16 protein-coding genes are annotated in these 15131 nt (G+C 62.0%); 5 read left to right on the top strand and 11 right to left on the bottom strand.

Annotated features, from left to right (window positions below):
- Nucleotides 1-10 precede the first annotated feature (10 nt).
- Entirely contained in the window at nucleotides 11-1261 is a 1251-nt protein-coding gene (locus MOD31_RS11115) for an Nramp family divalent metal transporter (protein WP_250820607.1), read from the bottom strand.
- Nucleotides 1262-1542: 281 nt separating this feature from the next.
- Between MOD31_RS11115 and MOD31_RS11110 the strand changes: the two genes are divergently transcribed.
- The 3 genes from MOD31_RS11110 (at nucleotide 1543) to MOD31_RS11100 (ending at nucleotide 3581) form a co-directional block, all read left to right on the top strand.
- Nucleotides 1543-1908 (top strand): metalloregulator ArsR/SmtB family transcription factor, encoded by a 366-nt coding sequence (locus MOD31_RS11110; RefSeq protein WP_250820606.1) that lies wholly within the window; start codon nucleotides 1543-1545, stop codon nucleotides 1906-1908.
- The gene (locus tag MOD31_RS11105; RefSeq protein ID WP_250820605.1) at nucleotides 1905-2945 is read left to right on the top strand and encodes a cation diffusion facilitator family transporter; all 1041 of its coding nucleotides are present in this window, start codon (nucleotides 1905-1907) and stop codon (nucleotides 2943-2945) included. The genes MOD31_RS11110 and MOD31_RS11105 overlap by 4 nt, the downstream gene beginning before the upstream one ends.
- A 159-nt stretch (nucleotides 2946-3104) precedes the next feature.
- Nucleotides 3105-3581, top strand: a complete 477-nt coding sequence (locus MOD31_RS11100) for a TetR/AcrR family transcriptional regulator (protein ID WP_250820604.1) — start codon at nucleotides 3105-3107, stop codon at nucleotides 3579-3581.
- Here the strand turns inward: MOD31_RS11100 and MOD31_RS11095 are convergent.
- The 8 genes from MOD31_RS11095 to MOD31_RS11060 all read right to left on the bottom strand — a co-directional run bounded on the left by MOD31_RS11095 (nucleotide 3578) and on the right by MOD31_RS11060 (nucleotide 10868).
- Nucleotides 3578-3988, bottom strand: coding sequence for a four-helix bundle copper-binding protein (locus tag MOD31_RS11095; protein WP_250820603.1), 411 nt, complete (start codon nucleotides 3986-3988; stop codon nucleotides 3578-3580). The genes MOD31_RS11100 and MOD31_RS11095 overlap by 4 nt on opposite strands.
- Nucleotides 3989-4111: 123 nt before the next feature.
- Nucleotides 4112-4990: a F510_1955 family glycosylhydrolase gene (locus MOD31_RS11090; RefSeq protein ID WP_250820602.1), complete on the bottom strand. Its 879-nt coding sequence runs from the start codon at nucleotides 4988-4990 to the stop codon at nucleotides 4112-4114.
- Nucleotides 4991-5071: 81 nt separating this feature from the next.
- The gene (locus MOD31_RS11085) at nucleotides 5072-5695 is read right to left on the bottom strand and encodes a DUF305 domain-containing protein (RefSeq protein WP_250820601.1); all 624 of its coding nucleotides are present in this window, start codon (nucleotides 5693-5695) and stop codon (nucleotides 5072-5074) included.
- Between the two features lie 148 nt (nucleotides 5696-5843).
- Complete coding sequence (locus tag MOD31_RS11080; RefSeq protein ID WP_250820600.1) at nucleotides 5844-6329, bottom strand: hypothetical protein; 486 nt, start codon at nucleotides 6327-6329, stop codon at nucleotides 5844-5846.
- Nucleotides 6330-6427: 98 nt separating this feature from the next.
- Nucleotides 6428-8578 (bottom strand): copper-translocating P-type ATPase, encoded by a 2151-nt coding sequence (locus MOD31_RS11075; protein WP_250820599.1) that lies wholly within the window; start codon nucleotides 8576-8578, stop codon nucleotides 6428-6430.
- 65 nt (nucleotides 8579-8643) lie between these two features.
- The gene (locus MOD31_RS11070; RefSeq protein ID WP_250820598.1) at nucleotides 8644-8949 is read right to left on the bottom strand and encodes a heavy-metal-associated domain-containing protein; all 306 of its coding nucleotides are present in this window, start codon (nucleotides 8947-8949) and stop codon (nucleotides 8644-8646) included.
- Between the two features lie 183 nt (nucleotides 8950-9132).
- Nucleotides 9133-10599: a multicopper oxidase family protein gene (locus MOD31_RS11065; RefSeq protein WP_250820597.1), complete on the bottom strand. Its 1467-nt coding sequence runs from the start codon at nucleotides 10597-10599 to the stop codon at nucleotides 9133-9135.
- Nucleotides 10599-10868, bottom strand: coding sequence for an SHOCT domain-containing protein (locus tag MOD31_RS11060; RefSeq protein WP_250820596.1), 270 nt, complete (start codon nucleotides 10866-10868; stop codon nucleotides 10599-10601). Before MOD31_RS11060 ends, MOD31_RS11065 begins: the two co-directional genes overlap by 1 nt.
- 1231 nt (nucleotides 10869-12099) lie before the next feature.
- Between MOD31_RS11060 and MOD31_RS11055 the strand changes: the two genes are divergently transcribed.
- The gene (locus MOD31_RS11055; RefSeq protein ID WP_250820595.1) at nucleotides 12100-13002 is read left to right on the top strand and encodes a hypothetical protein; all 903 of its coding nucleotides are present in this window, start codon (nucleotides 12100-12102) and stop codon (nucleotides 13000-13002) included.
- A gap of 71 nt (nucleotides 13003-13073) precedes the next feature.
- Nucleotides 13074-14000: a hypothetical protein gene (locus MOD31_RS11050; protein ID WP_250820594.1), complete on the top strand. Its 927-nt coding sequence runs from the start codon at nucleotides 13074-13076 to the stop codon at nucleotides 13998-14000.
- 69 nt (nucleotides 14001-14069) lie between these two features.
- Here MOD31_RS11050 and MOD31_RS11045 read toward each other — a convergent pair whose 3' ends face one another.
- Both MOD31_RS11045 and MOD31_RS11040 read right to left on the bottom strand, forming a co-directional pair.
- Nucleotides 14070-14297 (bottom strand): hypothetical protein, encoded by a 228-nt coding sequence (locus MOD31_RS11045; protein ID WP_250820593.1) that lies wholly within the window; start codon nucleotides 14295-14297, stop codon nucleotides 14070-14072.
- Between the two features lie 41 nt (nucleotides 14298-14338).
- Entirely contained in the window at nucleotides 14339-14956 is a 618-nt protein-coding gene (locus MOD31_RS11040) for a hypothetical protein (protein ID WP_250820592.1), read from the bottom strand.
- Nucleotides 14957-15131: the final 175 nt, after the last annotated feature.

Below are 15131 nucleotides of genomic sequence, written 5' to 3'. Positions count from 1 at the left end.
GGGCCTGGTCTCAGGATTGGCCGCTGAGGGTGAGGGTGATGAGGACGATGTTGAGTCCGACGATCAAGCTGGCGCTGGTCCAGCCGGCGATCTTCAGGGCTTTGCCATCGGTGTGGATGCCCATCACGTCGCGTTTGCCCGTGAGCCGGATCAAGGGGATCAAAGCGAACGGGATGCCGAAACTGAGCAGCACCTGGCTCAACACCAGGGCCAGGGTCGGTTCGATACCTGCTCCCAGAATGATCAGCGCCGGAATGAGGGTGATGACCCGGCGGGTCAGCAGGGGGATTCGGACCTTCAAGAGCCCGCCCATGATGGTCGCGCCGGCGTAGCAACCGACTGACGTTGAGGCCAGACCGGAGGCCAGCAACCCGACAGCGAAAATGACGCCGATGGCCGGACCCAGTGCCGAGGTCACTGCAGCGTGGGCTCCGTCGATGGTGTCTGTTCCCTCGATGCCGCGCAAGCTGGACGCGGCCAGCAGCAGCATCGAAATGTTCACCACACCAGCGAGCAGCAAGGCACCGACAACGTCGAAACGGGTGGCCCGGATCAGGCGGGTCCGCACGGCAGGATCCTCGGAGAAGCCGTGCCGGTCCCGGGCCAGGGCCGAGTGCAGGTAGATCGCGTGCGGCATGACCGTGGCTCCGAGCATGCTCGCCGCCAGCAGGACCGTGTCGGTGCCCTCAAAGCGAGGAACCAAACCGCCAAGGGCAGCTCCGCCATCAGGGGGATTGACGAACAATCCGGACATGAATCCGACGGCGATGACGCCAAGGAGCACCAGGATCGCGTATTCAAATGAACGCTGACCCCGGTGGGACTGCAGCGCCAGCAGCAGCATGGAGGCTACGCCGATGATGACTCCTCCGGCCAATAGCGGAAGGCCGAACAGCAGGTTCAGGGCGACGGCACCGCCGATTACCTCGGCCATGTCCGTGGCACCGGCAACGATCTCCGCCTGCACCCAATACAACCGGCGGCGCTTGGTCCCCAATCTTTTACCAAGAATCTCAGGAAGACTCATACCCGTGGCCAAACCCAGCTTCGCCGATTGGTACTGCACCAGAACGGCCATGGCGTTGGCGACCACCAACACCCACACGAGCAGATACCCGTAGTTCGCACCAGCGGTGAGGTTCGCGGCCACGTTGCCAGGATCCACATAGGCGATCGCGGCCACGAAGGCCGGACCCAGAAGCAGGAGTCGGGACCACACCTTTCGGGGCGCGGGGCGGGTATCAAGAGCGGGAGCAGCCATCATCAGTCCTCATCATCGGGGCGTTCTGATATGAGGATAGAGGAAAGTTAGGCATACCGAAAAGTAGCAGTTAGGGGACCCGATAAAATCACGTTTTACCTTGTCTGTGACGTGGATACCTGGACTTCCACACTCGACGGATCGAGCTCCGTACACCTGGCGGAGTTCATTATTCGAAGGCGCAGGGTTTCCCCGTTTTACGCACCGCCCAGAAGCGAAGACCGTCGTCATGCATCGGGATCCAATGGCTAACGCAGGAGCAGTTGTGCCATTATGTGCGTATGAATGCAGATAACAGAATGTGCTCCTTGGGAGTGGACAGCCAGTACGTGGAACTGGCCGTCGAGGTCTTCGCCATGCTCGCCGACGCGACCAGGGTCCGCATCATCCTCGCGTTGCGGGACGGCGAAATGGCTGTAGGGGCGCTGGCTGAACTGATCGGAAAGTCCCCGGCCGCAGTGTCCCAGCATCTGGCCAAGATGCGTTTAGCGCGGATGGTTTCCACCCGCCAGGACGGAACCAAAGTCCTGTACCGCTTGGAGAACGAGCACGCCCGGCAACTGGTGGCCGATGCGATCTTCCAGGCTGAACATGCTCTCGGCGCAGAGCCGGCCCACCACCGCAATGAGAGCAGACCTGCATCATGAGCATTCGGGGACCCGTCAGCGGTCACCACGCGCCGCACGGCGAAGAGCACCATCACGACCACGGAGACGATCACGGGCATGGCCACCAGCATCATTCGGGATTTAGGAGCTGGTTGGTGGAGCTCTTTGTTCCGCACACCCACGATGCTGCCGATTCCATCGATGATGCGATGGAGGCCAGCGCAGAAGGCGTGAAGGCCTTGAAAATCAGCCTATTCCTGCTGCTGGCCACCACGGTTCTGCAATTTCTGGTTGTTCTCATCAGCGGTTCGGTGGCGTTATTGGCCGACACGATCCATAATTTCTCCGACGCCCTGACAGCCGTCCCGCTGTGGGTTGCGTTCATCCTGGGACGGCGTGCCGCGACCCGCCGCTACACCTTCGGGTTCGGGCGCGCCGAAGACCTCGCAGGTCTGTCCATCGTCGCGGTGGTCGCCATGTCCGCGGTAGTGGCAGCCTGGCAGTCAGTTGAGCGGCTCCTGAACCCCCAGCCATTGAGCAACCTCTGGTGGGTTTTCGCGGCAGGTCTCATAGGGTTCGCCGGAAACGAAGCCGTGGCCATCTATCGGATCCGCGTCGGCCGCCGCATCGGTTCAGCCGCCTTGGTAGCCGACGGTGTCCACGCCCGCACCGACGGCTTCACGTCCCTGGCCGTCGTTTTCGGCGCCGCGGGCGTCATGCTCGGCTTCCCGTTGGCCGACCCGATCGTCGGGCTACTGATCTCAGCAGCCATTCTCGTCCTGCTATGGGGCACCGTCCGCAGCATCGGACGACGACTCATGGACGGCATCGAACCCGACCTGCTCGACACAGCACAGCATGCACTGGAAACTACACCAGGTGTCCTTGGAGTCCCGAAGCTCCAGCTGCGCTGGTCCGGGCACCGCCTCCAAGGAACAGCGACACTTATGATCGATGGCCGGCTCGGCATGGCCGATGCCGAAGTGATCATCCATACCGCCGGGAAGCGGCTCAAGCTCGCCGTGCCTAAGGTCGATGACATGATCCTCGCACCTGTCGTAAGGGTTCCGCGCTGACGCCTCACTGAAGCCAACAGTGGCTCGGGGAAGTTAGTGCACTTGAGGACAGCCTCACCCACCTCCAGAAGCTCGAAGAGGTTCTGGAGGCATACGCGTGGCTGTGTCAAGTATTTGTGGCCCCGGGCGGACGGCTATTACGGCCTAACCGGGGTAACGATGTCGCAGATCGCCCAGGACGCCGGTATCGGACGGGCGACACTGTACAAGTATTTTCCCGATGTGGAGGCCGTCCTGGACGCCTGGCACGATCGCCACATCGGCTCTCACCTGCAGCAGCTCGCCCGTATTAAGGACACCGCTGCCGGGGGGCCTTGGCGGAAGCTGGAAGAAGTTCTGGGCGCCTACGCGCTGATGGCACATTCCGGACACGGCAGCGAACAGGCGGTACTGCTGCATGCCCGCCCCCACGTCGGAGACGCAGAACAACACTTGAACGGCTTCCTCGCAGATTTGCTGGCTGAAGGAGCGAACGAAGGCGTGATCAGGACTGACACTGCCCCTGAGGCGTTGGCGGCTTACTGCCTACACGCCCTGGGCGCCGCGGGGGGAGTGACCCCTGCTGCTGCGCAAGCTTGTCGGGATCACCATGGCCGGGTTACGACCCGAGGCGCATCAGTCCGCCACATGATTTAGGCGAGGGCAGCCAGTAAGTCGGCGCAGGCGGCCTCACAGCGGCGGCAGGCCTGCGCACAGATTTTGCAGTGTCCGTGCATCCCGGCATGCTGCTCGCATTCTTGAGCGCACACGCCGCAGGCGGTCCGGCACGCTTCCAGCATTGCCCGGACAGTCTCCGGGTTGGTGCCGGTTTGTCGGCTGAGGACAGCACCGGTCGCAGCGCAGACGTCGGCGCAATCCAGGTCCGTACGAATACAGGTGGTCAGCTCGGCGACCATGTCCTCACCCAGGCACGCGTCGGCACAAGCACCGCAGGTTTGCGCGCATTCAAAACAGGCCGCGATACATTCGGCCAGTTTCTCCCTTTCCATCCCGCCCGCGGCTTCCGGGTGGGAATCGATCATCGCGCTGATGTGGTGGGACATGGCCGGCTCCTGTCTTCTGTGGGCGTGAGGGCCGGCCTGCCCGGCCATCACGCCCACCCTAAACCCGGTCCGCGCAGCCCGCCAGGCCGGGCAGGGTCCAGTTTGCCCGTAGGCAGCAGACTGTCACGAAGCGTCTGTCGGGCGGAAAGTGGTGCCGCCGTCCGTTGACACCACGATCCCCTCGGGCGTGGCAGCCCACACCCAAGGACTGCCATCGGCACCCTTGAGTGCTGCTATGGCCATCACTTCACCATCGACCCGGCCCTTTTTCGTCCAGCTGGCCCCGGCGTCTGCCGAGTAATAGGTGGTCCCGTCAGGGGCGACGCCAGCGGCTTCGTCGGGTGTGGCGAAGGCCGCGTATTGGATCACTGGCCCGGACTTATCCAGCGACCAGGTCTCTCCACCATCGGTGGAGCGTTGGATTCCCTCGGTGGTGGTGCCCAGTATGGTCTCGCTGTCCGGGTGGCCGGCCAGGACTGCTGGTGCGAACATGGCGGCCACGGTGTTCCAGGTCTTTCCGTCGGGGCTGTGGCGAAGTTCCCCGTCGTACGCGATGATCCCGGTTTTCGTGGCGGTCATGGCGTGGAAGTCAGATTCACCTTGGCGTGAGAGTTTCTCCCAACTTTGTCCTCCGTCGGTGGATTTGATGAGTCCGAAGGGATTGGGCAGGTCCGATCCGGGACCGGGGTGTCCGGAGGCGTAGAAAACGCCGTCCTCGCCGGCAGTGAATCCCATCAGATCGTTCGTCCTACCGATCTTGGTGGCGGGTTGTTTCGTGACGTCGAAAAGCCCGTCGTGGGTGGCCAGGAGCACCTGGCTGGTATCGGGATCGACGGTCAAACCATGGACGTGGCTACTGGGCAGGGCCTCGTCGCTCAGTTCGATTGACGGCGCCGTGGTCGTGGGTGGGTTGGCCGGGGTGCAGGCTGCCAGAGCGAGCACGAGCGCCGCCCCGGAAAGCAAGATGCCGCGACGCGATGCCGCACGGGTGAAGGGTTGCATGGGAAAGCTCCAGGGTTGGAAGGAAATGCGGAGACGCCGGTCCCGCTTGATTGGTGCAGGGCCGGTCCTTTAGGGATTGGCTTAGAGGCTGGCCAGCAGTGTCTGCATTTCCTTGATTTCGGCTTCCTGGGCGCTGACGATGTCCTTGCCCAGCTGAACGGCTGCGGGGTCTTTGCCGTCCGTGGTCTCGGTCTTGGCCATCGTTACGGCGCCCTCGTGGTGGGCGATCATCTGGGTCAGGAACAGCTTCGCGGCCTCCACACCCTGGGCGGCTTCCAGTTTGGTCATGTCTTCGGCGCCCATCATGCCGTCCATGCTGTGCCCGGTGGGCACCTGCGTCGGCTCGCCCCAACCCTGCAACCAGCCGGTCATCTTCTCGATTTCCGGTCCCTGTGCGTCCTTGATGCGGGTAGCCAGGGCTGTGACCTCGGCAGGGACGTCCTGTTTCTTGAGGATCATGTCGCTCATCTCCACGGCCTGTGCGTGGTGCGGGATCATCATCTGGGCGAACATCACGTCCGCAGAGTTGTGGGCAGAAGCGTTCGCGGCAGGGGTGGAGGTGCTGGAGGAGCTGTTGCCGTTGTCCATTCCCGGCATGGAGGTCGCGGAGGAACCGGAACCACCGGAGGAACCGCAGCCTGCGAGGGCGATCACCGCGGCGACGGCCGTAGCTGCAAGGGGCACAAACTTCTTGGTGTTCATCATGATCAAGTCCTTCAAAAGGTTTTAGGGGACGCGAAGGCGCCCCTGAAAGGGGGGGGGTGGGTAAATCCATCAAAGACGCGCCGGAAAGACAGTGGTTGGTTTCCGGTCGCAACGTAAGGTGCCAGGCTTGGGCCCGGGCGGATAGCGTCTATGTTCTGCTGATGGACAGTTCACCCGGTGAAGGACCGCCGGGACGGTAGGACCACAGATTCCAGACCGCGAAGGTGGAATCCAGCGTTGGGGCTGTAATCGAAGGCGCCTCGGTGGGTACCGGCGCGGCAAGGACGCCGGCCGCGGCCGAGGGGATACAAGCCGCGGTCATGGAGTGCTCGCTGGAGCAGTTCCCTGAACAGGAGCACTGGGCCGGGGACACTGCACCATGGGAGGTGGACAGCTCCTCCGTGGCAGTAGCCCCGGATGATGGGGGCTGATGGCCGCCATGGCCGGACGGGTTTCCGGCTGCGGCCTGAGCCGCCGTAGCCGTCATGTCTGCGGGAACCGCCGCGGCCGAGCGTGCCGAGTGGGTGCCTGTCATGACGTGCATGCCAAGGATTCCGGCGATGATGGCCAGGACTGCTGCCAGCAGTGTCGCCGTGAGCAGGGCGGATCCGGCGATGGTGCGTTGCGCGGCCATGCTGGTCCTCCTCCCTGGGTACTGGTTCTTTCAAGGCTACCGGCACCCACGCATGGGTCCCGTGGGATGGGTGCGTCGGTGCCGGTGGCACTACGTGGTCAACGAACCTGCGAGGGGTTCAGTTTCACCCGCCGGAGCAGTTGGGCGTTGAGGGCGACCACGATGGTGGAGACCGACATCAGCACCGCCCCGGCCGCGGGGGACAGAACGATCCCGGCGAAAGCCAGGACGCCAGCGGCCAGCGGGACGGCGATGATGTTGTATCCGGTGGCCCACACGAGGTTCTGCCACATCTTTTTGTAGCTGGCCCGGGACAGGTCAACCATGGACAGTACCGCCCGGGGGTCGTTGCCGGCCAGAATCACTCCGGCTGATTCCATGGCCACGTCGGTGCCAGCGCCGATGGCGATGCCGACCTCAGCCCGGGCCAGGGCCGGGGAGTCGTTCACGCCGTCTCCGACCATCGCGACTTTGAGTCCACGGGCCTGCAGTTCGGCGACTTTCTTGTCCTTTTCGGCGGGAAGGACTTCTGCGAAGACCTCATCGATGTTCAGCTCGGCTCCCACCGCGGCGGCTACCTGCTTGGCGTCACCGGTGATCATAGCGACCTTTACGCCCCTGTTCTGCAGGGCGGCCACTGCCTGCCGGGATTCGGGCCGGATGGCGTCTTCCAGGCTGACCGCCCCCAGAACCTGGTCCTCGTCGATGACGTGCAGCACGGCCGCGCCGCGTCCCATCCATTCACGCGTGGCCGCGGCCAGGGTTTCGGACTCGGTGAGGCCGAGTTCGCGCAGCAGCGCCGGTCCGCCCACCTGGACGGTGCGGCCCTGGACCGTTGCGCGCACGCCACGGCCCGTCATCGATGTGAAGCCCGTTGCGGGAGGCAATTCCAGGCCCTTGTTGTGGGCTGCCCGGACGATGGCGCGGGCGACGGGATGTTCGCTGTCGGATTCCACGGCCGCGGCCAGCGCTAAGAGCTCGTCGGTGCTGGTCCCTTCTATGGCGGCAGCGTCCTTCAGCTCGGGTTCGCCCTTGGTCAGGGTGCCGGTCTTATCGAACAGGACAATGTCGACGGTACGCATCCGCTCCAGAGCAATCCGGTTCTTAATCAGCACCCCGGCCCGGGCGGCCTGTTCGGTGGAGATCGCGATGACCAGTGGAATGGCCAGCCCGAGGGCGTGGGGGCAGGCGATCACGAGGACTGTGACCGTGCGGGTGACGGCCTCGGGCAGGCTGCCCATCAGTAGCCAGGCAATGAAGGTGATGACACCGGCGATCGTGGCGAAGTAGAACAGGAACGCCGCTGCCCGGTCCGCGAGGGCCTGGGCTTTCGAGGACGAGGCCTGGGCTTCAGCAACCAACCGTTGGATGCCGGCCAGCGCCGTGTCGTCCCCGACCGCAGTCACTGTGACGCGGACGGTGTTGTCCGTGGCCACGGTCCCGGCCACCACCGGGTCTCCCACGGAACGCAGCACTGTTTTGGATTCCCCGGTGATCATGGACTCGTCGAACTCGGCTTGCCCGTCAACGATGGTGCCGTCCGCGGGCATCCGCGCCCCGGAACGGACCAGAACAACATCCCCACTCTCCAGTTCGGAAACCGGGACCGTTTCGATCCCGGTGTCGGTGACGCGTTCGGCTTCGTCCGGCAGCAATGCCGCCAGGGCGTCCAAGGCGCCTTGGGCGGAGCCGAGAGCGCGCATCTCGATCCAGTGGCCCAGTAACATGATGGCCACCAGTAACGCCAGCTCCCACCAGAAGTCCAGATCGAAGTTCCCGATCCGCAGGCTGGTGGCCCAGGACGCGGCGAACGCTACAGAAATGGCCATGGCAATCAGCAGCATCATGCCCGGCTGCCGGGTCTTCACTTCATTCAGGCCGCCCTTGAGGAACGGCATGCCGCCATAGAAGAAGATCACTGTTCCAAGAACGGGCGGGATCCAGGCCGAACCCGGGAACTCCGGCGGCATGTACCCGAGCAGGTGCCCAAACATCGGGCTGAAGTACACGACCGGGACCGACAGTGCCAGCGTCAGCCAGAACCTGTCCTTGAACATTGCGGTGCTGTGCCCGGCATGCTGGCCGTGGCTATGCACCGCATGATCGTCCTGGGTGCCGTGTCCCTGCGGGTGGGCGTGGTGCTGGTGCGATGGCGCCCCAGTGCCGGGCACCTGATGTGCTGACGCTTCGGCCGGGTCGGCTTGGCTGACCGGTGACGGGTGGTCGTGGTGATGGGTGTTTTCTGTCATGGTGTGCTCCTCCAGGTACGGTCCCAAGCATCGCCCGAGGGCGGCGTCGACCGAACGTGTGTGGACTAGCTGCTGGTCAGGCCGTATCCAGCCGAGGTGACGGCATCCCGGACTGCAGATGGTCCGGCGGATCCGGTGATGATCAGGCGGGAGATTCCGCCTGGGACGAGGTCAACGGACGCGGTGTCGACGCCATCGAGGGCCTTGACGGCCCGCTCGACGCTGGCCACGCAGCCCCCGCAGGTCAGGCCTTCCACGCCGTACTCAACGCCCGTTTCGATTGGCAAAGTGGGGCGGGGATCGGTGGAGCAGCAGCCGCAGCCCGAAGAGGAGGCAGCCAAAGGCAGTTCGGTACGTGATGGTGTTTGCATGTCAGTTCCATTCATTGCAGAAGATGCGATGGGTGCTGTGGTTGAACGGATGTAAAGAGGAAACCCGGCGGTCCTCCGCGACATACCACTCACTGACAACACCATCAATATACCCCCAGGGGGTATAAAGGACAAGTGATGCTCGTTTCCCACCAAGTGGTTCGAGATTTCTGAGTGCGATATTCAACGGACTTCGATGACGCCCATCATGCCGAGGTCCTCGTGGTCCAAGATGTGGCAGTGATAGACGGAGCGTCCACTGAAGTCCTTGAACGCGATTCTGACCTTTACATGCCCGTTTGCGGGTACGTTCACCACGTCCTGCCAGATGGCAGTGTCCGTGCCTTGGCCGTTCTCCTCGATGATTTGCATTGGCCAGACATGCAGGTGGAACGGGTGATCCATGGGGCTGGTGTTGGTCAGCGTCCACTCCTCCACGTCCCCGGCCGCTACCGTCGTGTCTGTTCGGGTTTCGTCGAATTCCCTGCCGTTGATCGTGAAACGCATCATGCCCCCGCCCATGCCCATGCCCATGCCGGCGGCCAGAATGATCTGCCGGCGTGCGGCGACGGAGGCTGATCTCAGGTCTCCCAGCCCCCGCAGGGTGGGCACGGCCGTCAGGGATGCGATCGGTTCGCCCGCTACGCGGAGAGTGGCCAGTGCCGCGCCGTCCGGCTGGTCTGCAGGGCTCCGTGTTCCGCGCCTTGGTCTCATCATTCCCTCCATGGTTCCCTGGTCCTGGTAGAACGCGCGCAGGGCGGAGTCGCCGGTTGCTGCGGTCACGAGGAGGTCTGCCCGGTTTCCGGGCGTGAGTAGAAGTTCATCCAGTGTCTTCGGTGTCGGGAAGCGGCCGGAGTCCATGCCGAGGAGCTGCAACTGCTGACCGTCGAGCCGCAGCCGGAGGTAGCGGGCAGCGCATGCGTTGATGATGCGCCACCTTTCTCGTTGCCCGGGGCGGGCAGTGAGTTGCGGATTGCTTTGACCGTTGACCAGGATCAGGTCACCCTCCCGGCCCATCATTCGATCCATCTCAGGGACCGCCGCGATATTGCCCAGACCGTCCAGGGTGGTGTCCGAAATGACCAGTACACGCTCCACACTCGAATCGATGCGCTCGGGGTCCTCGACGATGATCGCTCCAAAGAGGCCCGCGAAGATTTGATCGGCGACCATGCCGTGATGGTGGGGGTGATACCAGTACACGCCCGGGGGGTGATCCGCGGGTAGTTTGTATTCGTAGTCGAAGGTGTCACCGGGGTCCACCGAGACGAAGACATTGTCCCCGCTGCCTTCCGGGGACACGTGGAGTCCGTGCACGTGCAGGTTTGTGGCTTGGGCCAGGTTGTTGACCAGCCCAATTCTCAGGATATCGCCGGGCCGTACTCGAAGCGTTGGGCCGGGGATGCTGCCGTTATAACCAAGGGCTGCGGCCTGCTGACCGGCAAGCAACATTTGTCCGGGTGCGGCTTCGAGCCGTACTTGCAGCTGGCCGTTTGCACTCCGTTCCTCGGGAGGCTGGGTCAGCTCACGTCCCGTAACGGGATGCTCTCGCGAGGTCAGGGTCCAGACCAGCCCGGCACTACCGGCCGCTGTTGCTGCCATGCCGAAACCGCCCAGCAACAGCGCCTGGCGACGGCTGACGGCTTGCACTACGGGTCCTCACCGAGCACATTGAGGTCCTCGCGGTACTGGTCTGCCGTGAGCTCCCCTTTCGCAAAGCGCTCCTCGAGGATCTGGCGGGCCCTGCTCCCTTTCGCCGGCGGCGGGACGCCTGACCCGTGTGGGCCTGTAGGCACGTAACCGCCACGGCCGCCGCCAAAGACCCTTATTGCCAGAAATACAAGCAACGCGATGCCGACAAGTAGCAGAGGAACCCAAAGCCACATCCACACCATGCCTTGTCCATAACCCCACATCATGATCGGCACCCTTCACTCCTGAGATTTACTCCCAGTCTTAGCCCAGATCCGAGCCACAAATAGAGTCCGAGGTCCTGGTCCCGCGCAGGGCTGGTGCACGCTTACTCGAAAACGGCACCAGGACACCGCTTGACAGAGTCCAGTGAATAAAGCCATCCCATTTGGGTTCCATCCAAACCCCACCCGGCAACGCACCCGGACCGGGGAAAGCCTTGATCAGTTTGGCCAAGGCGACGGCAACAGGTGGCTCCAAAGCTACTGGGATGGACTCGGCCATCGACTCTCCTATGGTTGCCGCGCCGTCGGGGTCACTCTCGAAGTAGATCCGCTATTCGTTCGTCTCATGATGCGCCCGATCGTGGCAGCGATCTGCCGCACTGCCGCGGGTCTTCGGCCCAGGAGCGCCCGTTGCGGCTGCAGGCACGGAACGATGTCACGTTGGACTCATCGACCGTCAGCCGCAGTTCCGCCCAGGCCGCCTCCAGCTCAGCCAATTCTCCGGCCGGCACAGCCATGGAGGGCCCGACTGCTTTGCGGCGCCTGCTCAGAATGTTTCGCAGTCCCACTGTCCACCTCTCCTTCTGACATAAGTGTCCCGCCTGGGATTGGGGGAAACCAGGCGGGACACGTTCACCGTACCAACCCAGTCTGACAAGACTCAGGACGGGAGCATGCTCGCAGGGCTCGCACCCTTTTGGGCGTCCACTCCGCTTCGCTCCGTGGCCGACTGTTGGGCCCGGTCCCGACGTCGCAGAGCTCCGCCGTGCCCGGTCCTGTGTGTCTACGACGTTTTTGGCTGCTGTCCTTCGGATTCTATGTGTCCGCTCCACCCCGTCTAGCCCCTCCGTAAACTCCGGGGCCTGGAGCTGCGACGCCTGCAGCGCAAGTACAACGACGGCCGGAAATGGCCGGGAGTCGAAGCAGGCGAACTCCGTCCAGGGAGACGGACCCGGGCCGAATCGGCAGCCAGAGAGGACCGGTAAATGATCCGGCCGAAGCCAGGCAAGCCACCTCGACCACGAGTGGCTCGACCAGCGTTAGGCGCACCGGGGCCCTGTCCTTGCTGAATCTGTTCAGAGAGGTCTCGCTGATTTCTCCCGGCCACGGGTGACGACCGGCCTGGGCTGAGTGGAGCTGGCGGCCGAGTTCACGTCCTAAGCATTATGGCGTTCGGGGTCGGTCGATAGGCTGGCCCCGACACCAAGCAAAGTGAGTAGAGGATTGTGAATACATGGCCGTAGAGAGCCGCTTGATGTGGGACAGCCTGGTGGCCGAGACCCAGTTCGCCACTGAATTGGTTATCACCGGTCTTCGGCGGCTGTGCTCTGTGCCTACAGAGCCGGGTGTAGGGGGAGGGAGGCTTTCAAACGATCGGAATTATTCCCTTCACGTCGGCATGTACTCCTACTCGTCTGGGCTTGAGCGCCTTTGCAAGCTGGCTATCGCCTGCAACGGCTACGCCGCCAACGGAGAGTTCCCTAAACTAAAAAAATACAATCACAAGATCGGCGGGTTGCTCGACGCTGTTGAGGAGCTGGTCCCTTCCGGACTCGGTACTTCTATGAGGAGAGCGAAGTACCTCACCAGGCCAGAGGATGACCTCGATCCCGAACTCACAAACATGGTCGAACGGTTCGCCAACGGTGACGGACGGTACGAGTACTTGGACTCTCTCTGGAAAGACAAACCAGAGGTCAGTACCTTCAATGAATGGTCCGTGCTGGCTGCCAAAGTTTCGGTTCCAGAGGAAGTACTCGATCTAATTGCCCTCAAGGATGCGATGGTATATGCGATCGAAGCGGAGCTGGCCGATGTTGGGCTGGAATCCTCCTCCCAAAGAGTCAGAGAAGACCTAGCACTTCCAACGTATGTGCCATCTGTAGGCGTGACCCTGAAGCTGTACCGCAAGGTCCGCTGGGTGGCGGAGATTCTTGATGTTGCCACCTATTACACAAGTCAAGGGATCCCAATTCTGGGCGAGGTTGTCTCTCCGACCCTGACCCAAACCACCGTGAATTTCTTCAGATATGACATCGCCCGAATATCGGACGAGGAACCTGTCACAGAAGAGTTGGAGGACGTGTACGCGCGAATCCGAAAGCGCGAGGCAGAGGAGGATGAGGAGGACTACTGAAAGGATCAGGACCCGGACAAGCACCAGAAGGGCGGCCGCAGACTCTTCCGAACCATGGATATGCTCGGCGCATGAAAGTTTTCCTCAGCTGGTCCAAAGAGCTCAGCCTCGAAGTCGCCACGTGCTTCGGCGAATGGCTCCCCACCGTTATCCAAGAGTGCAGCGAACCGTTCATCTCTGTGGAGATTGATAAGGGGGAACCCTGGTTCGAAATGATCCGGACCGCCCTAGCCGAAACGGACATCGGACTTGTTTTCATTACTCCTGAAAACGCGCACGAAACCTGGTTGAACTTCGAAGCAGGAGCACTCCTGAACAAGTTCGGAAAATCCGGAGTGTGCCCGATTCTTGTCGGGGTGAAGAAGAGCGACTACACAGGCCCAATGAAACAGCTACAGCTCACAGAGATCGATTCGGAGGCTGATGTGAGAGGTCTGCTGACGACGATCAATAAGAAGTGCACCACGCCGTTGTCTCCACAAGTCTTGGAGAGGACATTGGACAAGTTCTGGCCCGAGCTGGAGCAGAGCATCCAGGAATCGGTTAGCAATTCACGAGCAAAGAAGCCTCCTGTTGCGACACGTTCATTGGAAGACAAGGTTGATGAGATTCTGAATCTCACACGCAATCTGGCGAACACTGAAGCCCACGCCATCTCACCGTTAGAGGTCTGGCAATTGACGAAGGACCGGACTATGGACTGGCTGAATCCACGGTCTGCGCGCACAGACGCCTACGTGAGACTTGTGGAGTCAATGATGCGCGAGGACGAGGGGCGGGAACGCATGGATCAGTTCGCGGCTAACCACGAGAAACGTCTTGAAAGATTCGAAAAAGAGTTTGGTTCGTTGAAGGCTGTTCGCAAGTCCGATGGCGAAACGGGAAAAATTGTGGACTTTGCCAAGAAGGACGGCGGGCTCCATTGGGTGAAGTTTGAAGACAGCGAGGGAAACGTTGAGCGCTACACCCCGGATGAGATTGATCCCTTGGATGGTTGATCTTGACGCACGCAACCGGTCGTATTCGTGCACGTGTGGCCGAATACGCCGAGGCAGCTGGTGCCTGCGTTACGTGCGCGCCTGGTTAGAAACCTCTCGCCAGAGCACCACTGCGGCCAGAGCATTGAGGAACGCGATGAACAGATCGCCCTCAGCTGCACGGCCGATCAAGAGATCGACCACGACCAGCACGAGCGATCCGACTGCGGCGACAGTGAAAATGACGGCGAGCAACCAGAACCATCCGTGACCGTGATGGCAACGGTGTTCGCGTCCGAGCAGTGCCGGGTCATTCATGCCCTAACCCTACTCACCCAAGCGGAGTGCTAGAGCGCCGGCTATCGCCTCTTTCGGACGAGGATCGGGAAAGGCAGAACTGCTTCAAGGAGGGCCAGCAGGAAGCTTGTGGAATACGTCTGTAAGAAGCCGGTGCTTGTTATCTCGCCAACGACGATGTCTGTATTGATCAACCGGCCTCGAAGATTCGGCTGGCCAGGGCCCGCGACTATGAATTCGAAGACCCACGTGGTGCCTTTCGGCAGGAGCATGGCACCGATGCTTATGTCGCCTTCTTCATTGATTGCCAAGGCTTGTACTTGTGGGCTTACTCCGTCAGTGCTGCCGACGGAGACTATGCCGTAAAGCGTTCCGGTCTGAAGCTCAATGAAGAGTTTTCCTTCATCGAACTGGTCCCGCGTAATGTCATGCGGGCCGATGTTCGTTACAAGGAACCTCACGAGGTGGGGGTCTTCAACAGCGCGGTCCTTATAGGTCACCTCGAGATAGTTGCCCTGTGATCCGATGGATGCCAGCAGCGGCGTGGAGGTTGCCCCGACAAGCACTTTCCCGCGGCGCGTTCCGAATCTGCGGGCTGCCCAGATAGCTCCGATGCCAAAGAGCACTGCTACAACTATCGCAATAAATCCGAGCCACTCGGCGGTTTGCCACTTATCCATCCGCCAATCATGCTGGATGGCAAGAGGTTGCACGGAATCGTTCGTTTTCGTGCACCCGCCGAGCCCTCGACGCCGGGATCCCCGGCTCCGAGCCATGTGGGGAAATCCGGACCCCAGCTTTTGCACGAAACACTGCACGAAACCGGAAAATGAACAACGGTCCGCTGTGTTGAGT

The organism is Paenarthrobacter sp. TYUT067, assembly GCF_023656375.1.
Lineage (GTDB): Bacteria > Actinomycetota > Actinomycetes > Actinomycetales > Micrococcaceae > Arthrobacter.
The sequence above is the reverse complement of the archived record's forward strand: the minus strand, read 5'-3'. Positions and strand labels throughout refer to the sequence as shown.